At 40.1% G+C, this 21419-nt stretch carries 35 protein-coding genes; all 35 read right to left on the bottom strand.

Translation table 11 applies throughout. From position 1 onward, the window contains the following. Nucleotides 1-82: 82 nt before the first annotated feature. On the bottom strand, nt 83-1756 hold the full coding sequence (locus tag K0S23_RS10155) for a T9SS type A sorting domain-containing protein (protein ID WP_300356803.1): 1674 nt from the start codon (nt 1754-1756) through the stop codon (nt 83-85). A gap of 86 nt (nt 1757-1842) precedes the next feature. Then, nucleotides 1843-2421, bottom strand: a complete 579-nt coding sequence (rplQ, locus tag K0S23_RS10150) for a 50S ribosomal protein L17 (RefSeq protein WP_300356801.1) — start codon at nt 2419-2421, stop codon at nt 1843-1845. A gap of 93 nt (nt 2422-2514) precedes the next feature. Then, on the bottom strand, nt 2515-3507 hold the full coding sequence (locus K0S23_RS10145; protein ID WP_300356799.1) for a DNA-directed RNA polymerase subunit alpha: 993 nt from the start codon (nt 3505-3507) through the stop codon (nt 2515-2517). A gap of 91 nt (nt 3508-3598) precedes the next feature. Beyond that, nucleotides 3599-4210, bottom strand: a complete 612-nt coding sequence (rpsD, locus tag K0S23_RS10140) for a 30S ribosomal protein S4 (RefSeq protein WP_300356797.1) — start codon at nt 4208-4210, stop codon at nt 3599-3601. Nucleotides 4211-4294: 84 nt separating this feature from the next. Then, entirely contained in the window at nt 4295-4681 is a 387-nt protein-coding gene (rpsK, locus tag K0S23_RS10135; protein ID WP_300356795.1) for a 30S ribosomal protein S11, read from the bottom strand. A gap of 9 nt (nt 4682-4690) precedes the next feature. Then, nucleotides 4691-5065: a 30S ribosomal protein S13 gene (gene rpsM / locus K0S23_RS10130; protein WP_124744439.1), complete on the bottom strand. Its 375-nt coding sequence runs from the start codon at nt 5063-5065 to the stop codon at nt 4691-4693. Between the two features lie 2 nt (nt 5066-5067). After that, the gene (gene rpmJ, locus K0S23_RS10125) at nt 5068-5184 is read right to left on the bottom strand and encodes a 50S ribosomal protein L36 (RefSeq protein ID WP_013685533.1); all 117 of its coding nucleotides are present in this window, start codon (nt 5182-5184) and stop codon (nt 5068-5070) included. A gap of 34 nt (nt 5185-5218) precedes the next feature. Continuing rightward, on the bottom strand, nt 5219-5437 hold the full coding sequence (gene infA, locus K0S23_RS10120) for a translation initiation factor IF-1 (RefSeq protein ID WP_013685534.1): 219 nt from the start codon (nt 5435-5437) through the stop codon (nt 5219-5221). Between the two features lie 3 nt (nt 5438-5440). Next, complete coding sequence (gene secY, locus K0S23_RS10115; protein ID WP_300356790.1) at nt 5441-6793, bottom strand: preprotein translocase subunit SecY; 1353 nt, start codon at nt 6791-6793, stop codon at nt 5441-5443. 23 nt (nt 6794-6816) lie between these two features. Further along, the gene (gene rplO, locus K0S23_RS10110; RefSeq protein WP_300356788.1) at nt 6817-7263 is read right to left on the bottom strand and encodes a 50S ribosomal protein L15; all 447 of its coding nucleotides are present in this window, start codon (nt 7261-7263) and stop codon (nt 6817-6819) included. Between the two features lie 20 nt (nt 7264-7283). Further along, nucleotides 7284-7460 (bottom strand): 50S ribosomal protein L30, encoded by a 177-nt coding sequence (rpmD, locus tag K0S23_RS10105; RefSeq protein ID WP_300356786.1) that lies wholly within the window; start codon nt 7458-7460, stop codon nt 7284-7286. Between the two features lie 11 nt (nt 7461-7471). After that, on the bottom strand, nt 7472-7990 hold the full coding sequence (rpsE, locus tag K0S23_RS10100) for a 30S ribosomal protein S5 (protein WP_294861411.1): 519 nt from the start codon (nt 7988-7990) through the stop codon (nt 7472-7474). 5 nt (nt 7991-7995) lie between these two features. Beyond that, nucleotides 7996-8349, bottom strand: a complete 354-nt coding sequence (rplR, locus tag K0S23_RS10095) for a 50S ribosomal protein L18 (RefSeq protein WP_300356784.1) — start codon at nt 8347-8349, stop codon at nt 7996-7998. Between the two features lie 11 nt (nt 8350-8360). Then, entirely contained in the window at nt 8361-8915 is a 555-nt protein-coding gene (gene rplF / locus K0S23_RS10090) for a 50S ribosomal protein L6 (protein ID WP_300356782.1), read from the bottom strand. Between the two features lie 66 nt (nt 8916-8981). Continuing rightward, entirely contained in the window at nt 8982-9380 is a 399-nt protein-coding gene (gene rpsH / locus K0S23_RS10085; protein WP_300356780.1) for a 30S ribosomal protein S8, read from the bottom strand. Nucleotides 9381-9439: 59 nt separating this feature from the next. Further along, nucleotides 9440-9709, bottom strand: coding sequence for a 30S ribosomal protein S14 (gene rpsN, locus K0S23_RS10080; protein ID WP_013685542.1), 270 nt, complete (start codon nt 9707-9709; stop codon nt 9440-9442). A gap of 4 nt (nt 9710-9713) precedes the next feature. Next, entirely contained in the window at nt 9714-10265 is a 552-nt protein-coding gene (rplE, locus tag K0S23_RS10075; RefSeq protein WP_300356778.1) for a 50S ribosomal protein L5, read from the bottom strand. Beyond that, nucleotides 10265-10582 carry a 50S ribosomal protein L24 gene (rplX, locus tag K0S23_RS10070; RefSeq protein ID WP_300356776.1) on the bottom strand — a complete coding sequence of 106 codons (318 nt, stop codon included), beginning with the start codon at nt 10580-10582 and terminating at the stop codon, nt 10265-10267. Before rplX ends, rplE begins: the two co-directional genes overlap by 1 nt. A gap of 11 nt (nt 10583-10593) precedes the next feature. After that, nucleotides 10594-10962 carry a 50S ribosomal protein L14 gene (gene rplN, locus K0S23_RS10065; RefSeq protein WP_013685545.1) on the bottom strand — a complete coding sequence of 123 codons (369 nt, stop codon included), beginning with the start codon at nt 10960-10962 and terminating at the stop codon, nt 10594-10596. A gap of 12 nt (nt 10963-10974) precedes the next feature. Further along, entirely contained in the window at nt 10975-11232 is a 258-nt protein-coding gene (gene rpsQ, locus K0S23_RS10060) for a 30S ribosomal protein S17 (RefSeq protein WP_124747812.1), read from the bottom strand. A gap of 26 nt (nt 11233-11258) precedes the next feature. Further along, complete coding sequence (rpmC, locus tag K0S23_RS10055) at nt 11259-11453, bottom strand: 50S ribosomal protein L29 (protein ID WP_300356774.1); 195 nt, start codon at nt 11451-11453, stop codon at nt 11259-11261. 6 nt (nt 11454-11459) lie between these two features. Further along, the gene (rplP, locus tag K0S23_RS10050) at nt 11460-11888 is read right to left on the bottom strand and encodes a 50S ribosomal protein L16 (RefSeq protein ID WP_300356772.1); all 429 of its coding nucleotides are present in this window, start codon (nt 11886-11888) and stop codon (nt 11460-11462) included. A gap of 24 nt (nt 11889-11912) precedes the next feature. Next, a complete protein-coding gene (rpsC, locus tag K0S23_RS10045) occupies nt 11913-12662 on the bottom strand; it encodes a 30S ribosomal protein S3 (protein ID WP_300356770.1) in 750 nt (249 codons plus the stop codon). A 10-nt stretch (nt 12663-12672) separates the two neighbouring features. Beyond that, nucleotides 12673-13068, bottom strand: a complete 396-nt coding sequence (gene rplV, locus K0S23_RS10040; RefSeq protein WP_300356768.1) for a 50S ribosomal protein L22 — start codon at nt 13066-13068, stop codon at nt 12673-12675. Nucleotides 13069-13085: 17 nt separating this feature from the next. After that, nucleotides 13086-13364 carry a 30S ribosomal protein S19 gene (rpsS, locus tag K0S23_RS10035; RefSeq protein WP_300356766.1) on the bottom strand — a complete coding sequence of 93 codons (279 nt, stop codon included), beginning with the start codon at nt 13362-13364 and terminating at the stop codon, nt 13086-13088. 3 nt (nt 13365-13367) lie between these two features. Next, nucleotides 13368-14192, bottom strand: coding sequence for a 50S ribosomal protein L2 (gene rplB / locus K0S23_RS10030; RefSeq protein WP_300356764.1), 825 nt, complete (start codon nt 14190-14192; stop codon nt 13368-13370). A 10-nt stretch (nt 14193-14202) separates the two neighbouring features. After that, on the bottom strand, nt 14203-14496 hold the full coding sequence (rplW, locus tag K0S23_RS10025) for a 50S ribosomal protein L23 (RefSeq protein WP_300356762.1): 294 nt from the start codon (nt 14494-14496) through the stop codon (nt 14203-14205). A 6-nt stretch (nt 14497-14502) separates the two neighbouring features. Beyond that, nucleotides 14503-15129, bottom strand: a complete 627-nt coding sequence (rplD, locus tag K0S23_RS10020; RefSeq protein WP_300356760.1) for a 50S ribosomal protein L4 — start codon at nt 15127-15129, stop codon at nt 14503-14505. Then, nucleotides 15129-15743 carry a 50S ribosomal protein L3 gene (rplC, locus tag K0S23_RS10015; RefSeq protein WP_300356758.1) on the bottom strand — a complete coding sequence of 205 codons (615 nt, stop codon included), beginning with the start codon at nt 15741-15743 and terminating at the stop codon, nt 15129-15131. Before rplC ends, rplD begins: the two co-directional genes overlap by 1 nt. 84 nt (nt 15744-15827) lie before the next feature. Further along, nucleotides 15828-16133, bottom strand: coding sequence for a 30S ribosomal protein S10 (gene rpsJ / locus K0S23_RS10010; RefSeq protein ID WP_013685556.1), 306 nt, complete (start codon nt 16131-16133; stop codon nt 15828-15830). 12 nt (nt 16134-16145) lie between these two features. Continuing rightward, on the bottom strand, nt 16146-18251 hold the full coding sequence (gene fusA, locus K0S23_RS10005; protein WP_300356755.1) for an elongation factor G: 2106 nt from the start codon (nt 18249-18251) through the stop codon (nt 16146-16148). A 3-nt stretch (nt 18252-18254) separates the two neighbouring features. Beyond that, entirely contained in the window at nt 18255-18725 is a 471-nt protein-coding gene (gene rpsG / locus K0S23_RS10000) for a 30S ribosomal protein S7 (RefSeq protein ID WP_013685558.1), read from the bottom strand. Nucleotides 18726-18740: 15 nt separating this feature from the next. Further along, nucleotides 18741-19124, bottom strand: coding sequence for a 30S ribosomal protein S12 (gene rpsL, locus K0S23_RS09995; protein ID WP_300356752.1), 384 nt, complete (start codon nt 19122-19124; stop codon nt 18741-18743). 216 nt (nt 19125-19340) lie between these two features. After that, entirely contained in the window at nt 19341-20264 is a 924-nt protein-coding gene (locus tag K0S23_RS09990) for a T9SS type A sorting domain-containing protein (RefSeq protein WP_300356750.1), read from the bottom strand. A gap of 56 nt (nt 20265-20320) precedes the next feature. Further along, nucleotides 20321-21382, bottom strand: a complete 1062-nt coding sequence (locus K0S23_RS09985; protein WP_300356748.1) for a 3-oxoacyl-ACP synthase III family protein — start codon at nt 21380-21382, stop codon at nt 20321-20323. Between the last annotated feature and the right edge of the window lie 37 nt (nt 21383-21419).

Raw genomic sequence — 21419 nt, 5'->3', positions numbered from 1 at the left:
TGGAAAGATGAGTTTTTTTTAAAACATCAGGTCGGATAAAAATGCTTACAGCTCGGTACTTAAGACCTATCTTATATGGATCTTATTTACTTACAACGAGACGAAGTCTTGTCTCTCCTTCCTCTCCGTAATAACGGATAAAGTATACCGCGCTTCCGTATTCGGAAAGATTAATTGACATGTCTGAGTTTTCACTCAATTGTTCTGAATGAATAAGTTTCCCTTCAGAAGTAGTAATTGAAATCAATCCGCTGGTCTTCGCTTTAATAGTAAATTGACCGGAAGAAGGATTTGGGAAAACAGAAATCAAATCCAGGGAATTTTCCGCTAAACTGACATAATCGACTTCGAAGTTTGCAGATTCAGAAGAGCAATCGAATGCATTGGTTACAACCACTGTATAAGTACCGTTTTGCAGAACAGTAAGAGAGTCATTCGTTTCTCCGAGAATTTCTGCTCCATCCAAATACCATTGGTACACCCCACCGGCCGGTGAAGCAATTAAAAATACTCCGGACTCGGTAATGATTGGTGTTGGCGGTAATGGATTAACGACAACATTCACCACATCACTCGTGTCGGTACCACAAATATTTGAGGTAATAACAGCATAACCACCTGCTATACCGGTAGAATAATTCGCATTTGTAGAATCAACTTCCGCAACACTATCCATAAGCCATTGATAACTTACCCCTGTTGAAGGCAGCGCCGATATCTCTGCAATCTCACCGTCACAAATAACGATTGGAGTTGAAGGATTCGTTTGTGCAACAGGCACTTCAGTCACAATAATACTATCCGAATATGTATCCGAACAGCTGGTATAATAACCCTGCACTTCGGCTGTCAGGGATATCGTCTCTACTCCTGGTGATGTAAACGTATAAGTTGCTTCTTCACCGATTTGCTCCATACTGTTATTCGTCCAGGTAAAGGTCGAGTCTGCTGTCGCAATATTCCAGTAAGCATCAAAGGCGTTGAGGTTCAACATCCGGTTGCCCAGATTGGAAGAGGAGGTACTGTAAAATTCAGATACCGTATTCGTACAACTTGGATCATCTGAAGTGAAATCGGCAGTGATATCATAGCTTACGATTGGAAAGATCATATATTCCAGATCCTGACCGAAAAAGGCCAATGTCGCGTTCCACGCACCTGATCCGAAACGACGCCAGGAAAGGCTTTCCCCATAATTAGTAGCAGTCCATGTATTGCCTGCGTTATTTGTTATCACAGCCAGCGTGTCATTCGGTACGGATCTCACTGCAACTGCGAAATTCTGGCCATAAACGTAAGGTGTTGCAAAAATCGCCTCATAATAATCATACGTATTCGTAATGTTTACATCAGCAGAATCAAGCTTTACTAACGGCATATTGCTGGCATCAACCGAATACAGGTAGGCACGAACCTGCAGAGTTTGAGGTGCGGAGGAAGTACTGTATGCTCCACCCCAAAATTGTACACCGTGAATCTGGATTTGATCATCTATATGATATGCCTGAGCCGCTGTACGAACATTTCCAACCATCGCATCTACGAAGAAAGAATCGGAAGGCGAAGCAAAAGTAAGTTCTTTCAAATAAGGATAGACAATCGTATCAACACCACATGAAGTGGATTTGTTTGTTGAATGTCCAGGCGAAAGGTGTTGTGTGGAACTAAAGGGTTTCTTTTGTCCTGTCTCCTGGCTAAAACCAACATTAGCAATCAGGGAACAAAATAAAGTTGCAATTAAGTAAAATTGTTTCATAAGACTTTTATATAATGGTTATACAAATATCCAAAAAAAAATGGACAGTAATTACTTACTGTCCATTCCTTTCCGATTCGAAAATCTTATTTTTCTTCCGACTCTTCTGTTGAAGTTTCGTCAGTTTTTTCGTTGTTTTCAGCAGGTGTTTCTGTTGCCGGAGCAACTTCTTCCGCTTTCACTTCTTCAACAACTACTGCTTCTTCTGCTACTTCAGCAACCGGAGCTGCATCCGCTTTCTTAGCAGTTGAACCACCACGACGAGAACGACGTGTTGTTGTTTTCTTCTCACCAGCTGTGTAAACTTCATTGAAGTCAACCAACTCGATCAAACACATTTCAGCGTTATCACCTAAACGGTAACCTGTACGGATAATACGAGTGTATCCTCCCGGACGGTCAGCAATTTTCGGAGCAATTGTTCTGAAAAGCTCAGTAACAGCTTCTTTACTTTTTAAGTAAGAGAAAGTTGTACGACGATTGTGTGTTGTATCGTCTTTTGATTTAGTCAAAATAGGTTCAACATATACACGCAAAGCTTTTGCTTTAGCGATTGTAGTTGAAATACGTTTGTGTTCGATTAACGAACAAGCCATATTAGACAACATTGCACCTCTGTGCGCAGTTTTTCTACCTAAATGATTGAATTTTTTACCGTGTCTCATTTTTCTTGAAATTTCGTAAGTAACGGTTAGTAAGAACTATAATCGCATCGTTCTTACCACCTATTACGACATTATTAAATTGTATCTGCGATTCTAGTCTTTATCTAATTTGTACTTAGCTACATTCATTCCGAAGTTCAATCCTTTAGAATCTACTAAGTCTTCCAATTCAGTCAATGATTTCTTACCGAAGTTACGGAACTTCAATAAGTCGTTCTTGTTGTAAGAAACCAAGTCACCAAGTGTTTCAACATCTGCTGCTTTCAAACAATTTAGAGCACGAACCGAAAGGTCCATATCCACTAATTTTGTTTTCAACAATTGACGCATATGCAAAGATGTCTCATCAAACTCTTCAGTTTCAGATTTCACCTCACTATCTAAAGTGATACGCTCATCTGAGAACAACATAAAGTGATGGATCAAGATTTTTGCAGCTTCTTTCAAGGCATCTTTCGGATGAATTGAACCATCTGTAGTCAATTCCAAAACCAGTTTCTCGTAATCCGTTTTTTGTTCTACACGGTAATTTTCAATCGTGTATTTAACGTTTACAACCGGAGTAAAAATTGAATCGATAAAAATCGTTCCAAATGGTGAATTACCTGTTTTGTTCTCTTCAGCAGGAAGGTAACCACGACCTTTAACGATTGTAAGTTCCATCTCCAATTTCACAGAAGATTCCATGTTACAGATCACTAAATCCGGGTTCAAAACCTGGAATCCGGAAGTGAATTTACCTAAGTCACCAGCAGTCAACTTATCTTGGCCGGATATAGAAACAACAACTGTTTCGTTATCTGTACCTTCGATTTGTTGTTTGAAGCGAACTTGTTTCAAATTCAATACGATTTCAGTTACGTCTTCAACGATACCTTTCAACGTTGCGAACTCGTGGTCTACACCTTCGATACGCACAGAAGAAATAGCATAACCTTCTAAAGAAGAAAGTAAGATACGACGCAATGCGTTTCCTACTGTAATTCCATAGCCAGGTTCAAGAGGACGAAATTCAAATTGTCCCTTGCGCTCATCCGACTGAATCATTATTACCTTGTCAGGCTTTTGAAAATCTAAAATTGCCATTTTTTTCTTCTTTTAATTGTTTCACAGTTGCGCGGTTTGAAAGATTGAAGAAAGTCAATCAAACCCTTTAGCTGTGCTTCAATATGATTTATTACTTAGAGTATAATTCGACGATTAATTGTTCCTTGATATTCTCAGGAATCATATCACGAGAAGGAATGCTTAAGAACTTTCCGGTTTTTGAAGCTGAATCCCAATCTAACCAATCGTAACGCTTGTTTGTTGATGTAGTCAACGAAGAAGTAATTGCTTCTAACGATTTTGACTTTTCACGAACGCTTACAACATCTCCGATACGTAAAGTATAAGATGGAATGTTTACCACATCACCATTTACTACAATGTGTCTGTGAGTTACCAACTGACGAGCAGCACGACGAGAAGGAGCAATTCCTAAACGGAATACAGTGTTATCTAAACGCATTTCACATAATTGCAACAAGTTTTCACCTGTAATACCTTTCATGCGTTGTGCTTTTTTAAACAAATTAGAGAATTGACGCTCTAAAATTCCGTAAGTGTACTTCGCTTTTTGCTTTTCAGTTAACTGAATCGCATATTCCGATTGTTTTCCTCCTCTACGTTTGTTCGGTCCGTGTTGTCCCGGTCCGTACTGTCTTTTGTCCAGAGATTTATCTGGACCGAAAATTGGGTCGCGAAAACGACGGGCAATTTTCGATTTTGGGCCTGTATATCTTGCCATACTATAAAACTATAAAAGGGGGATTATGAATTAAGGCTTGTCCTTCGATAATCATTTTTTCCCCTTAAGATTAAATTACTATTATTAAACGCGACGTCTTTTTGGTGGACGACAACCATTGTGCGGAAGTGGAGTTACATCAATGATCTCGATTACCTCGATACCATGATTGTGAATCGCACGTATTGCTGATTCACGACCAGCACCTGGTCCCTTCACAAATACACGCACTCTACGTAATCCGAAGTCATGTGCTTCTTTAGATGCATCCTCAGCAGCAATTTGTGCAGCATATGGAGTGTTCTTTTTAGAACCTTTGAAGCCCATTTTTCCAGCGGAAGACCAAGAAATAACTTGACCTGCGTTGTTCGTCAAAGAAATAATCACGTTGTTGAAGGTAGCTTGAATATGCGCTTCACCCGCCGCGTCTACTTTGACGTTTTTCTTCTTCTTTTGATTTGCTTTTGCCATTTCTAACTATTATTTAGTTGCTTTTTTCTTGTTAGCAACTGTTTTTCTTCTACCTTTTCTAGTACGAGAGTTGTTTTTCGTACGTTGACCTCTCAATGGAAGACCAGCACGGTGACGAATTCCACGTGTACATCCGATGTCCATCAAACGTTTAATGTTCAATTGGATCTCAGAACGCAATTGTCCTTCTGTCTTAATCTCTGAAATAGATGTACGAATCAAAGCAATCTGATCGTCATTCCAATCTTGTACTTTGATGTTTTCATCAATTCCATTATTAACTAGTACTTTCTTAGCCGTGCTACGACCAATTCCAAAGATGTATGTCAAACCGATTACACCTCTCTTGTTTTTTGGTAGATCAATACCTGCGATACGTGCCATAATTACCCTTGTCTTTGTTTTAGTTTAGGATTCTTTTTGTTAATCACGTAAACTCTTCCTTTTCTCTTCACAATCTTGCAATCTACAGATCGTTTTTTTACTGAAGCTCTTACTTTCATATTTTGCTTTTTTATCGGAGTTCTTTCTTACAAATTATTTGTAGCGGAAAGAAATACGTCCTTTAGTTAAATCATATGGAGACATTTCCACCTTTACACGGTCACCAGGTAAAATCTTAATGTAAAACATTCTCATTTTTCCTGAAATGTGCGCCGTAATGACGTGTCCATTCTCCAATTCGACACGAAACATTGCATTTGACAATGCTTCGATGATCGTTCCGTCTTGTTCTATTGATGCCTGTTTAGCCATAATCTAGAAACCTGATGACATTTCGTTTACACTTCTTCTTCCTCTAACTCGTGAACCTTCCATCAAACCATCCATATGACGATTCAATAAATAAGACTCAATTTGTTGAAGGGTATCTAAAACTACTCCCACCATGATTAACAACGAAGTTCCTCCGAAGAAATACTCAAAACCAGAAGTAATATTACAAGCATATGCTATCGAAGGCAGGATTGCAATCAATGCAAGGAACATAGATCCTGGCAAAGTAATGCGGGATACCAGCGAGTCGATATACTCAGCAGTCTCATCTCCTGGGCGAACACCCGGGATAAAGCCTCCACTGCGCTTTAAATCATCAGCCATTTTACGTGGGTTGATCATAATTGCAGTGTAGAAGTACGTAAATACGATAATCAAAAGCGCCAACAATGCGTTATAAGGAATACCATGTGTATCACCTAAAGCATATTGAATAACACTTCCTCCCCCTTTGGGATCTTGCTGAGAGAAAATCATCACGGGAATAGTCATAATCGCCTGGGCGAAAATGATTGGCATTACACCTGAAGCATTCACCTTCAAAGGCAAATAATTTCTGGCACCCTGCTCATCCACAGCTCTTGCTCCTACAACACGTTTTGCAGTGTTTAAAGGAACTTTACGTACCCCCTGAACAATAAGGATTGTTCCAAGTACAATAAGCATGAATACGATGATCTCCAAAACAATCTTAAGCGGGAAATCTTTGTTAGCAGCCATTTCAGCAAGGAAAGACGATGGGAGACGGGATAAGATCCCTACGGTAATCAATAATGAAATACCATTCCCAATTCCCTTATCTGTAATGCGCTCACCTAACCATACAGCAAACATTGAACCGGCAACCATACAAGACACTGCCGTTGTCCACCATAACATGGATTGATCGGCAGGCAATGCACCTTTAATACTAGACGCATACAATGAAATATAACTTGGTGCCTGAACAGCACAAATTATAATTGTAAGTACGCGAGTATACGTATTGATTTGTTTTCTGCCAGATTCACCTTCGTTCTGCATTTTCTGAACAGCCGGTACAGCCATTCCCAGTAATTGCATAATAATCGATGCACTAATGTAAGGCATGATCCCCAGTGCCATGATTGACACGTTGGTAAATCCACCCCCTGAGAACATCGATAACAATGATTCAAGCACGTTGTCACCTCCTTTGCTGGATGCATTAGCCATTACAGCCTCAGCATTCACGCCAGGTAACATGATAAACGATCCGATACGGTATACAAGAATTAAGAAAAGCGTCAATAAGATACGCTTCCTTAACTCTTCTACTTTCCAGATGTTTTTTATGTTTTGTATAAACCGTTTCATAAAAAAAATGTCGGCAAAGTTAATTAGATTTCTGAAATACTACCACCTTGAGCTTCAATTCCTGCTTTTGCAGAAGAAGAAAACTTGTGAGCACTTACTGTTACTTTAGTTTTAAGCTCTCCGCGACCAAGGATTTTTACCAGGTCATTGCGAGATACCAAACCGTTTTCACGTAGTACTTCGATAGTAATATCAGTTATATTCTTACGTTCAACAATAGATTGAATAGCATCCAAATTGATTGCTTTGTATTCAACTCTGTTGATGTTTTTGAATCCGAACTTAGGAACACGTCGTTGTAACGGCATTTGTCCCCCTTCGAATCCAATTTTCTTAGAATAACCAGAACGAGATTTCGCTCCTTTGTGACCGCGCGTAGCAGTACCACCGCCACCAGAACCGTGTCCACGACCAATTCTCTTATCAGATAGAACGGATCCTTTCGCAGGCGTTAAATTATTTAAATTCATGGATAATTCGTTTTAAAGTATTAATCTACAACTTGTACCAAATGCTCAACTTTCTTGATCATGCCAAGAATTTGCGGAGTTGCTTCTTTCTCAATTACTTGGTTCAAACGGCTAAATCCTAACGCAATGATCGTCTTTTTCTGACGAGCCGGGCGTTTGATAGCACTGCGAACTTGTTTTATTTTAATTGTTGCCATACTATTTTTTATTAACCGTTAAACACTTTGTCCATACTAATTCCACGTTGACGTGCAACAGCTGCTGCATCGCGCATAGACGCCAATGCATTGATTGTTGCTTTAACAACGTTATGTGGATTGGATGATCCTTGAGATTTTGCCAATACGTTGTGAACACCTACAGATTCTAAAACTGCACGCATCGCACCACCAGCGATAACTCCTGTACCATTTGTTGCAGGTTTCAATAAAACTTCTGCACCACCGAATTTTCCTTTTTGAGCGTGAGGAACTGTACCTCGTAAGATCGGAACTTTAATAAGGTTCTTTTTCGCATCATCGATTCCTTTTGTAATCGCTTCTGTTACTTCTTTTGCCTTTCCAAGACCATGACCTACGATACCGTTTTCATCCCCAACAACTACGATAGCTGAGAAACTGAATGTACGACCACCTTTTGTTACTTTAGTCACACGGTTCACAGATACCAATTTATCTTTAAGCTCTATATCAGAGGCTTTTACTCTATTTCCTATAATTGCTGCCATGATGATTAAAATTTAAGTCCACCTTCTCTAGCTGAATCAGCTAATGATTTAACACGACCGTGGTATAAATACCCGTTACGATCAAATACAACTGTTTCTACGCCAGCTTTAACCGCTTTAGAAGCGATTTCTTTTCCTACAACAGCAGCCTGATCAGATTTGTTTTTCTTATCAGCAGCTTTGTTTTTGTAAGAAGAAGCAGCGACCAATGTAACGCCTTTTGTATCGTCGATCAACTGAGCATAAATTTGCTTGTTTGAACGGAACACAGATAGACGAGGCACTGAAGTAGTACCAGAAATTTTCTTTCTGATTCTTCTCTTAATTTTTGCTCTTCTGTTTAATTTACTAAATGCCATAACTTTTAAAATTATTTTTTACCTGCAGATTTACCAGCTTTTCTTCTAATCTCTTCGCCCAAGAAGCGAATACCTTTTCCTTTATACGGCTCTGGTTTACGAAGGGAACGAATTTTGGCAGCAACCTGGCCCAAAAGTTGTTTATCGTAAGACTCCAATGTTACCAATGGTGCCTTACCCTTTTGAGTATCTGCAGATACCTTAATTTCTTTAGGAAGCTCGATAACAATCGGGTGAGAATAACCTAATGCTAACTCCAACTGCTGACCAGTTGCTGTTGCACGGTAACCTACACCGATTACTTCTAACTCCTTTTTGAACCCTTCGGATACTCCAGCTATCATGTTAAACAAAAGCGAACGGTATAAACCGTGTTTTGCTCTATGATCTGGCGCATCAGACGCGCGGCTAAAAGTGATTGTTGAATCTTCAATCTGGATTGTTATACAAGAATCAATTTCTTGTGTCAGTTCTCCTTTCGGACCTTTAACGGTAACTGTAGTACCGTTCACTTTTACTTCAACTCCACTCGGGATTGTTACTGGGGATTTACCTATCCTTGACATTACTTTTTTAATTATGGATTACGAAAGATGAAGCGAACTTCACACAATCTGCATCTCTACATTAATTTAATATACGTAGCAGAGAACTTCTCCACCAACGTTTTCTTTTCTTGCTTCTTTATCCGTGATTACTCCACGAGAAGTAGAAACGATAGCGATTCCCAAACCATTCAATACACGCGGCATTTCTGATGCGCTGGAGTACTTGCGAAGACCTGGACGAGACGCACGGTCTATCTTAGTAATCGCCGGAACTTTTGTTGATTGGTTGTACTTCAATGCGATTTTAATCACACCTTGTTTGTCATCTTCTTCGAATTTGTAATTCGCGATATAACCTTGATCAAACAAGATTGCTGTCATAGCACGCTTTGTGTTTGAACCAGGAATTTCAACTGTTTTCAAACGAGCCATACTCGCGTTACGAATTCGTGTAAGAAAATCTGCAATAGGATCTGTATACATGTCCTTTTTCTTTTATTAATTACTCGGTAGAGTTTCAATCTGTCAACTGACAGAGACTTTTACCAACTTGCTTTTTTAACTCCCGGGATTTTACCAGCCAATGCCATTTCACGGAAAGTAACACGTGAAACACCAAATTGACGCATATAACCACGAGGACGACCAGTTAAACCACAACGATTGTGTACGCGAACTTTAGATGAGTTCGCAGGCAATTGTTGTAATGCATCCCAATCTCCGGCAGCTTTCAACTCAGCTCTTTTTGCTGCGTATTTAGCTACCATTTTTTCTCTTTTGCGCTCACGCGCTTTCATTGATTCCTTAGCCATCTTCTTATTTTTTTATGAAAGGGAATCCGAATGCGTCAAGCAATGCTCTTCCTTCTTCGTCGCTTTCAGCTGATGTAACAAAAGTGATATCCATTCCTAAAATCTTACTTACCTTGTCGATATCGATTTCAGGGAAAATGATATGCTCTTTAACTCCTAAGTTGAAGTTACCACGACCGTCAAATCCTTTTGCGTTAATTCCGCGGAAATCACGTGTACGAGGCAAAGCAACAGAGATGAAACGATCTAAGAAGTCGTACATTTTATCACCACGTAAAGTAACTTTCGTACCAATTGGCATTCCTTTACGTAATTTAAAGTTCGAAACGTCTTTCTTAGACATCGTAGCTACTGCTCTTTGACCTGCGATGCGAGAAACATCTGCAACCGCATTGTCAACGATTTTCTTATCAGCAACTGCATCACCCAATCCTTGGCTGATAACAATTTTTTGTAATCTAGGTACACGCATAATGGTTTTGTACCCAAATTTCTCAGTAAGTGCAGGAATGATTTCCTCTCTGTACTGTTTTTTTAATCTTGGTGAATAACTCATTACTTGATCTCCTCTCCTGATTTTTTAGAATAACGAACTAACTTACCTTTAGCATCTTCCTTACGGCCGGTGCGACTAGCTTGTCCTTTAACAACCACCATTAAGTTGGAAATATGAATAGTTCCTTCTTTTTCGACGATTCCGCCTTGTGGCTCGGACGCACTTGGTTTTGTGTGACGTTTTACCATGTTCACACCACCTACGGTAGCACGTTCTTTGTTTCTGTCAATAGTCAATACTGTTCCTTCTTGACCTCTAGACTCACCGCTTAATACTTTAACAGTGTCGCCTACTTTGATGTGTAATTTCTTTTGCATGACTTCACTAATTAAAGTACTTCGGGAGCAAGTGAAACAATTTTCATGTAATTGTTTTCACGAAGCTCACGAGCTACTGGTCCAAAAATACGGGTTCCTCTCATCTCCCCCGCCTGATTCAAGATAACGCAAGCGTTATCATCGAAACGAATGTAAGAACCGTCTGGTCGGCGAACCTCCTTACGTGTTCTTACAACAACCGCCTTGGCAACCGATCCTTTTTTTACGGCTCCAGAGGGCATTGCGCTCTTAACAGCTACTACGATCTTATCTCCTACTGAAGCATAGCGACGTTTTGTCCCGCCTAATACGCGGATACATAACACCTCTTTTGCTCCGGAGTTATCCGCAACTGCAAGTCTTGATTCTTGTTGTATCATTGCAACTAATTATTATTTAGCTCTTTCTAAAATTTCTACTAATCTCCAATTCTTGTTTTTAGACAAGGGACGAGTCTCCATGATCTTAACGGTGTCACCAATGTTACAATCGTTATTTTCATCGTGGGCCACAAATTTAGTAGTTTTTTTGACGAACTTACCATATTTCGGGTGTTTTACTTTTCTTTCTACAGAAACTACGATAGATTTTTCCATCTTATCGCTGGTAACAGTCCCAATACGTTCTTTTCTTAAATTACGCTTTTCCATTTCAAGCTTCTTTTTACTTCAAGCCTTTAAGCTTGAATTTCACGTTTTCTCAATTCTGTATTTAAACGAGCAATATGCTTGCGAACGTCGCGGATCTGAATCGGATTCTCAAGTGGAGTCACTGTATGTCCTAATTTCATTTTCGCCAATTTTTCCGTTTCGCTTGACACTTGCTTTTTCAAATCATCAACTGAAAGTTTACTAATTTCTTGTTGTTTCATCTTCTCTTATTTTCCTGGTACAACATAATCGTTACGAACGATGAACTTACATTTTACTGGAAGTTTTTGAGCAGCTAAACGAAGTGCTTCCTTAGCAACTTCATAAGGAACTCCATCAGCTTCGAACATAATACGACCTGGTCTAACAACTGCCACCCAGTGACTAGGAGCTCCCTTACCTTTACCCATACGAACCTCTGCAGGCTTCGATGTGATCGGTTTGTCAGGGAAGATACGAATCCACACCTTACCTTCACGTTTCATGAATCGCGTTACCGCGATACGAGACGCTTCGATCTGGCGTGATGTAATCCATCCTGGCTCCAATGTTTTTAGTCCAAAAGATCCGAATGCAATTGTAGCTCCGCGTTGTGCTTCACCACGATTACGACCTTTTTGAACTCTTCTAAATTTGGTTCTCTTTGGAGATAACATCTTCTGAAAATTTTAAATGTGTTTTTACTTCTTTTTACGGTTTCCGCCTTTTCCAGCCGGACGACGATTGCCTCTATCACGGTCTCCGGATGGCGCACCACCTTTCGCTCCCTGAGCAGCCATTCCAACATTTGGAGAAAGATCACGACGACCGTAAACTTCACCTTTGCAGATCCATACTTTGATCCCGATCAAACCGTAAGTAGTTAATGCCTCTCCTACTGCATAATCGATATCAGCTCTGAACGTATGTAACGGAGTACGTCCATCTTTGTACATCTCTGAACGAGCCATTTCAGCTCCATTCAAACGACCTGAAATTTTCACTTTGATCCCTTCAGCACCCATTCGCATGGTTGAACCGATAGACATCTTGATTGCGCGACGAAATGAAATACGAGCTTCAATTTGACGAGCGATTCCATCAGCTACCAAGCGAGCATCCAATTCCGGACGTTTCACTTCGAAAATGTTGATCTGAATCTCTTTTTTCGTCAATTTTTTTAACTCCTCTTTCAATTTGTCTACTTCTTGACCACCTTTACCGATAATCACTCCCGGACGAGCCGTGTTGATTGTTACAGTAACGAGCTTGAGGGTGCGCTCGATGATGATTTTCGAAATACTTGCTCTGGATAAACGGGCGTGTAAATACTTACGGATTTTATCATCTTCAATGATCTTATCTTTGTAATTATCTCCACCGTACCAGTTAGACTCCCATCCGTGGATGAAACCTAATCTATTTCCAATTGGATTTGTTTTTTGTCCCATTTTCCTTCAATTATTTTGAACCATCGACAACGATAGTCACGTGGTTTGATCTTTTACGAACTCGGTAAGCTCTACCTTGAGGAGCAGTTTGAATACGTTTCAACATTCCTGCGCTACCTACTTCGATAGATTTCACCACTAATTTTTCATCCTCAATGCTCTTACCCTCGTTTTTAGCTTCCCAGTTAGCAATTGCTGAACGCAATAACTTGGATAAACTTAACGATGCGTCTTTCGCATTGTGTTGCAATATGTTTAGAGCTTTATTTACTTCAACTCCTCTTACAAGATCTGCAACCAATCTCATCTTACGAGGAGAAATCGGAGAATTATTCAACTTAGCAAAAGCTATTGACTTATTCTCTTCCTTAATTTGATCAGCTCTTAATTTCTTTCTAGCGCCCATGTCACTTGAATTTTAAACTATCTTTTTTTATCCTTTTTGTTAGCACCATGACCACGGAAGTTACGAGTTGGAGAAAACTCCCCTAACTTGTGTCCAACCATGTTCTCTGTTGCAAACACAGGAATAAACTTATTCCCGTTATGCACTGCAAACGTCAACCCAACCATGTCAGGAGTGATTGTAGAAGCGCGCGACCATGTTTTGATAACTGCTTTGCTTCCGCTTTCTTGTGCTGCGTCCACTCTTTTTGTCAACTTATAGTGTACAAAAGGTGGTTTTTTCAACGAACGACTCATACCTTATTTCTTTCTTCTCTCGATGATAAACTTATCTGAATACTTCTTTTTCGAACGCGTTTTGTATCCCTTAGCAGGCATACCATTACGTGAACGAGGGTGACCACCGGCGTTACGCCCTTCACCACCACCCATCGGGTGATCTACCGGGTTCATCACAACACCACGTACACGTGGACGACGACCCAGCCAGCGTGAGCGACCAGCTTTACCAGAAACTACTAATGAATGTTCTCCATTCGATACAGCACCCATAGTTGCCATACAAGTAGTCAAAATCATACGAGTCTCACCAGAAGGCAATTTGATAATCGCAAAGCGACCGTCACGAGCGTTCAATTGAGCATATGTTCCTGCTCCACGAGCAATTGCTCCACCTTTTCCAGGCTGCAACTCAATGTTATGGATCACAGATCCAAGAGGAACATCGGATAAAAATAATGCGTTTCCAACATTTGGAGTGGCACCTGCACCTGAAACGATTGTATCACCAACTTTCAATCCTTCTGGAGCAACGATGTAACGTTTCTCTCCATCCACATAATAAAGCAACGCGATACGCGCAGTTCTGTTTGGATCATATTCAATTGTCTTTACTACCGCTGGCACTCCGTGCTTGTCGCGTTTAAAGTCAATGATACGATACTTTTGCTTGTGTCCACCACCGATGTAACGCATGGTCATACGACCATCATTGTTACGACCACCAGACTTGCTTTTCTTCGCAACTAAGCTCTTTTCAGGAACGTTCGTTGTTACTTCAGCATACGTACTGTTGATCTTGTGTCTTTGCCCTGGAGTAATAGGCTGAAATTTTCTAAGACTCATCAGTTTTTACTTAAAAATTATTAAACAAATCAATCGTTTCTCCTGCAGCAACGGTTACGATGGCTTTTTTCCATACGCGACTCTTTTGCTCAACGACACCTCTATTCGTAAATTTCGTAGAGGGTTTTCCACCGCCATAAGTGAGTGTGCGTACATTCACAACGTGAACTCCGTACATCTTTTCGACAGCGCTTTTAATTTCCAATTTATTCGCCTTGCGATCAACTTCGAAAGCAAAACTACCTCTGTCATTAGCGGCAGTTGCTTTTTCTGTTATAATTGGCTTTTTGATAATAGTACTCATCATCAATTAATTTAGAATCTTTTCGATTACTTCGATTGAACTTTCTGTTAATACAACTTTCTTCGCATTCAACACATCATATGTGTTAACCGAATCAGCAGATACAACCTTAACGCGTTGTAGGTTACGTGAAGACAAGTAAACATTGTCATTACCCGCTCCAACGATCATCAACACCTTCTCGTTTAACAAGTTCAAGTTCGATAACATCGATTTGAATTCTGCTGTTTTTGGTGTTGTAAGAGCTACATCCTCCACTACTAAAATTGAATCCAGTTTTGCTTTGTATGCGAAAGCAGATTTACGTGCCAAACGCTTTAACTTGATATTCAATTTGAAGTGGTAGTTACGTGGGCGTGGTCCGAAAATACGTCCACCTCCTACACGAGTACCAGATTTAACACTACCAGCACGAGCACCACCCGTACCTTTTTGTTTTTTAATCTTTCTGGTAGATCCAGATATCTCAGCTCTTTCTTTAGACTTGTGAGTTCCCTGACGACGATTTGCCAGGTGTTGCTTCACATCTAAATAAATTGCGTGATCATTTGGTTCTATTCCAAAAATTCCGTCAGACAAGGTTACCTTTTTGGAAGTAGCCTTTCCTTTGCTATCAATTACTTTTACTTCCATTATTTCTGAATTGTTACGGTTGAACCTTTAGGTCCTGGAATAGAACCCTTAACTACGATTAAATTTTTGTCAGCCAAAATTCGCAATACCTCTAAGTTCTCCACTGTTACGCGTTTGTTACCCATTTGTCCAGCCATACGCATTCCTTTGAATACACGTGCAGGATATGAACAAGCACCAATTGAACCCGGAGCACGCAAACGGTTATGCTGACCGTGAGTCGATTGTCCAACACCACCAAAATTGTGACGTTTAACAACTCCTTGAAAACCTTTTCCTTTAGATGTTCCAGCTACTCCAACAAATTCTCCTTCTTCGAAGATTGTCGCATCTACTACATCTCCAAGATTAAGTCCGTCAAAACCTTTAAACTCTACCAATTTTGATTTTGGTGTTGTTTTAGCTTTTTTGAAATGACCTTTCAATGCGTTCGGAGTGTTTCTTTCTTTACGCTCTCCGAATCCCAATTGAATTGCCTCGTACCCATCTCGATCTTGTGTCTTAACCTGAGTTACTACACAAGGACCAGCTTCTATTACTGTGCATGGTGTTGCCTTACCCTCGGCACTGTAGACGCTAGTCATTCCGATTTTTTTACCAATAATTCCAGGCATACTTTACTAATTATAAATTATAAATTATTAAAGTGATGGTATCCGCAGTGTCCCGATAGGATTATCGGGACTACTGCCGGGTCATCACACTTTAATTTCTACATCAACTCCTGAAGGAAGTTCTAATCTCATCAACGCATCAACAGTTTTAGAAGAAGAACTGTAGATGTCCAACAAACGCTTATAAGAACACAATTCGAACTGCTCACGCGCTTTTTTGTTAACGTGTGGAGAACGTAATACAGTGTAAATACGTTTGTGAGTTGGAAGTGGAATTGGACCACTAACTACTGCTCCTGTTGCTTTAACCGTTTTAACGATTTTTTCCGCCGATTTGTCAACCAAGTTATGGTCGTACGACTTTAATTTAATTCTAATTTTCTGGCTCATTACTCGTTTGTATTAAGCGGATACTTTTCCGTTAATTTTTGCAATCACTTCTTCTGCTACGTTCTTAGGCGCTTCTGCATAATGCGAAAACTCCATTGAAGACGTTGCACGACCTGATGATAACGTACGCAATTGCGTTACATATCCAAACATTTCAGACAAAGGAACGTCAGCTTTAACAACTTTTCCTCCTGCTTTGTCATCCATACCCTTCATCATACCACGGCGACGGTTCAAGTCACCTACAATATCTCCCATGTTTTCTTCCGGACAAATCACTTCTAACTTCATGATTGGCTCCAACAAGATTGGTTTACAGTTTTTCAATGCATGACGGTAAGCCATTTTCGCTGCCATCTCGAACGACAATGAATCTGAATCGACAGCGTGGAATGAACCATCAATCAATTCTACTCTCATCGCTTCAACAGGGAAACCAGCTAAAACTCCGTTTTTCATAGATTCTTTGAAACCTTTCTCTACAGAAGGAATAAATTCACGAGGAATGTTACCACCTTTGATCGAGTTAACGAATTCCAATCCTGTTTTTTCCGCATCTGTCTGTGGAGAAATCTTAACCAAAATGTCCGCGAATTTACCACGTCCACCAGATTGTTTCTTATACTGCTCACGGTGTTCAACTCCAACAGTAATATCCTCACGGTATGTTACCTGAGGTGCTCCCTGGTTTACTTCAACCTTGAACTCACGTCTCAAACGGTCTACGATAATATCCAAGTGCAACTCACCCATTCCTGAGATAATTGTCTGTCCTGATTCTTCGTCTGTGTTCACACGGAACGTCGGATCCTCTTCAGCCAATTTATTCAATCCATTTGATAAACGGTCAGCATCTGCCTGAGTTTTAGGCTCAATTGCAATACCGATAACCGGCTCAGGGAAGTTCATTGATTCCAAAATAATCGGATGACCTTCAGCACACAATGTATCTCCTGTGCGAATGTCTTTAAATCCAACTACTGCACCAATATCTCCTGCACCTAGCTCATCAATCTGATTTTGCTTGTTTGCGTGCATTTGGAAGATACGTGAGATACGCTCTTTATTGTTCGAACGTGTATTGTAAACGTATGATCCTGCAGGTAATTTTCCAGAATAAGCACGGATGAAACACAAACGACCTACGAATGGGTCAGTTGCAATTTTAAATGCCAATGCTGCAAATGGAGCATCGTAAGACGGTAAACGCTCTTCTTCTTCATCTGTTTTCGGATTGATCCCAACAATAGAACCGTTATCCAATGGAGAAGGAAGAATTTCCATTACCATATCCAACATTGCCTGTACACCTTTGTTTTTGAAAGATGAACCACACATCATCGGAACTACTTTCCCGGAGATCGTAGCTGCACGTAATGCATTCAAAATCTCTCTTTCAGTTAATGAATTCTCATCTTCGAAGAATTTCTCCATCAAAGTTTCATCAAATTCAGCAACTGCTTCTAATAATTCGCTTCTTAAACGTCTTGCTTCGTCAACGATATCTGCTGGAATTTCAACTTCCTGGAAAGTCATTCCCATATCGTGCTCGTTCCACTCAATTCCTTTAAAATTGATTAAGTCAACAACTCCTCTGAAGTTATCTTCGTCACCAATATTAATTTGTAATGGTAAAGCATGGCTACCCAACATTTCTTTAACCTGTGCACACACGTTTAAGAAATCAGCTCCCTGACGGTCCATTTTGTTAACGAATCCGATACGGGGAACATTGTAGTTGTTCGCCAAACGCCAGTTTGTTTCAGATTGAGGCTCAACACCGTCAACTGCCGAGAACAAGAATACCAAACCATCCAATACACGTAACGAACGATTCACCTCAACTGTAAAGTCAACGTGTCCCGGTGTGTCAATGATATTGATGTGGTAATTATCTCCTCTGTATTTCCAATTTACTGTTGTTGCAGCAGAAGTAATGGTAATACCACGCTCTTGCTCTTGCTCCATCCAGTCCATTGTAGCTCCACCGTCGTGAACCTCACCAATCTTGTGGTTTACACCAGAATAGTAAAGAATACGCTCGGTAGTGGTTGTCTTCCCAGCATCAATGTGAGCTGCGATACCAATATTTCTTGTGTATTTAAGATCTCTTGCCATTTCTTAGAATCTAAAATGTGAAAATGCTTTATTCGCTTCAGCCATTCTTAAAGTATCTTCTTTCTTTTTGAAAGCAGCACCTTCTTCTTTTGAAGCAGCAATAATTTCAGAGGCTAATTTACCAGCCATAGATTTCTCATTACGTTTACGAGCGTAACCAATCAACCATTTCATAGCTAATGATTGTTTACGTCCTTCACGAACAGGAGTAGGGATTTGGAAAGTAGCTCCACCAACACGACGAGAACGAACCTCCACAGATGGAGTTACATTATCTAATGCTTTTTTGAATACTTCTAATCCTTCTTGATCTTCTAATTTCTTATCTACGATCTCTAAAGCATCGTAGAAAATTTTAAATGCCAAATTCTTCTTACCAGAATACATTAAGTTGTTGACGAACTTTGTTACTACAACGTCATTAAACTTTGGATCTGGGAGTATGGCTATCTTTTTCGCTTTTCTTCTTCTCATCTCTTCAAAGTTTTATTATTTCTTAGCAGCTTTTGGACGTTTTGTTCCGTACTTAGAACGACGTTGTGAACGGCCTTCAACACCCGCAGTATCTTCCGCACCGCGAACGATGTGGTAACGAACCCCTGGTAAATCTTTAACCCTTCCACCACGCACAAGAACCAAAGAGTGTTCTTGCAAGTTGTGACCTTCTCCTCCGATATAGGCATTCACCTCTTTACCATTGGTAAGACGAACACGCGCTACTTTTCTCATAGCTGAGTTCGGCTTTTTAGGTGTAGTGGTGTACACACGTACACATACTCCTTTGCGCTGCGGGCAAGAGTCCAAAGCCGCTGACTTTGACTTCTTTACTACCGCAGTCCTTCCCTTTCGCACTAACTGTTGTATAGTTGGCATACAGTACTCAAATTTTGATAATTAATAAATATAGTTTTCCCCAAAGAACACACTTTGAGGGGTGCAAAGATAGATAGAAATTCTTAGGATGCAAACGAATTGCTAAAAAAGTGCTGTTTTTGAACAAATTAATGTTGATGAATTTATCCAGGGAAAACATTAAATGAAAAAAGCGACCCGAAAGCCGCTTTTAATTTATAGAACAAATTTAATCAATTATCTTCCCGAAAGTTGAATGCGTTTAATACGATGTTCCCCCTTCGAATTTTCAATTTTCAAATAATACGTTCCTTGCGGCAATTCTGTTAAATCGATTTCTTTCAAAGTAAGATCTGTATCAAATTCTTTCAAAGTTGATCCCAGCAAATTCATTACTTGGATAGTCTTTAACGGAATAGCTGACAACAATTCGACCTTTCCGGAAGAAGGATTTGGAAAAATACTGACGGGATTCAACGCAGATTCCTTTAATCCTAAATAATACTCACAAGCTTCATTCGTTGGGTTGTAATACAAACTGTCATCTTCAAAACAGATAAATGTGATCTGGTCTATATCGAGAATCGTCATACTATCACACACTCTGGTTAATGGAAACAAGTATCTCTGAGTTGGTCCGAAACGCGTATTTATGTTCCCATAAAAATATTCATACGCATCCATTGTATAATTCACCTGTAATTCGTTATACATATTACCTCCCAGATTGACACTTCCTACAGATTCCACATCACAGTATGAAGTATCGTTACAGCCAAAAGGAGCGTTTCCGGTAGATAAAATCCAAGAATCCCCTGTCTGAGCTGAAAAATTATACAACACTTGAAATTCATTATTGTACCAGCGATAAACCGTGTCATTGGAATAATAAACGATTCCGGATATATAATCTGAAATATATTCAGCTAGTTCCCATTGTGCATTGATTGGTTCAAAAGCATGTTTAACAGATTTCAACTTGGTGCAAACTTTATTCTGAATCAATGTATCACCGTCGTCCCACACTTTAATATAGCCGGATCCAGGCATACTAAAATTAAAATATTTATAGTGCCAAACAGCATTCCCATGGATCCAGTTGGATTGTGCCAACGAAGACAAACTGACCAATGCAAAAATGAATAGTAAACTTTTTTTCATGTGGATGATTTATGAGGTTAATACCTCATAGATACGGGTTGTCAAAAAGGTTGGAATTAAACCTGGTAACAAACCGCATTGATATTCATACCTGCTCCGACGGAAGCAAACAAAACAATATCTCCCGCTGTAATTTTATACCCGTTCATCTCTTCCCGTTTCACCATACTTAATAAGGTAGGAATGGTTGCCACCGAACTGTTTCCAAGCTTATGAATATTCATCGGCATAAGGTGTTCCGGCATTTCCTGGATGTCATAAAGTTTGAATAGTTCCCGGACAATCGCTTCGTCGAGCTTTTCGTTTGCCTGGTGAATGAATATTTTCTTTACATCCCGGATGGATACACCTGCTTTATCTAAACAATCTTTCATGGCAACGGGCACATTTTTGATCGCGTATTCATATACTTTACGTCCCTTCATTTTCACGTAGCGAATCCGTGGGTCCGATTCGGGGAAATTGGATTTGCCCAAATTCAGATAAGTTACCTCATCTTCGCAGTGACTTTGGGCACTAAAGGAAAGTATCCCGGAGTCGGAATCCTGCTGCTCGAGAATGGTTGCCCCTGCTCCGTCCGAAAAGATCATGCTGTCCCGGTCATGCTGATCCAATACACGGCTCAATGCTTCCGCACCGATCACCAAACATTTCTTTGCCATTCCTGCCTGGATAAATGCGTGTGCCTGGATTAAGCCCTGCAACCAGCCTGGGCAACCGAAGATCAGGTCGTACGCCACACAGTTGGGGTTTTTGATCCCAAGACTATGCTTTACCCGTGATGCAATGGATGGGATCATATCCGTTTGAATGGTGTGTTTAATAACATCACCAAAATTATGAGCTACTATGATCTGGTCGATCGTTTCCCGGTCACAATTCACATCCCGGATTGCATCCTCAGCTGCGATCGTTGCCATATCAGAACAGTTCAGATCAGCAGTGGCATATCTTCTTTCTTCGATACCGGTAATGGTTTCGAATTTCTTTGCAATAACCTCGGGTCTTAATGGAATAGCTTCCTGGTGCTCATCATAAAATTTATGAAGTGCAAAATCACTGTTTGTTTTAACTACTGTAGGAATGTATCGTCCGATACCTGTAATTACACTTTTCATGCTTAATACTTAAAACTTAAAGGTTTAACTAAATAAT

Source organism: Fluviicola sp. (assembly GCF_029266855.1).
GTDB lineage: Bacteria > Bacteroidota > Bacteroidia > Flavobacteriales_D > Crocinitomicaceae > Fluviicola.
This window is presented reverse-complemented; position numbering and strand designations above follow the sequence as displayed.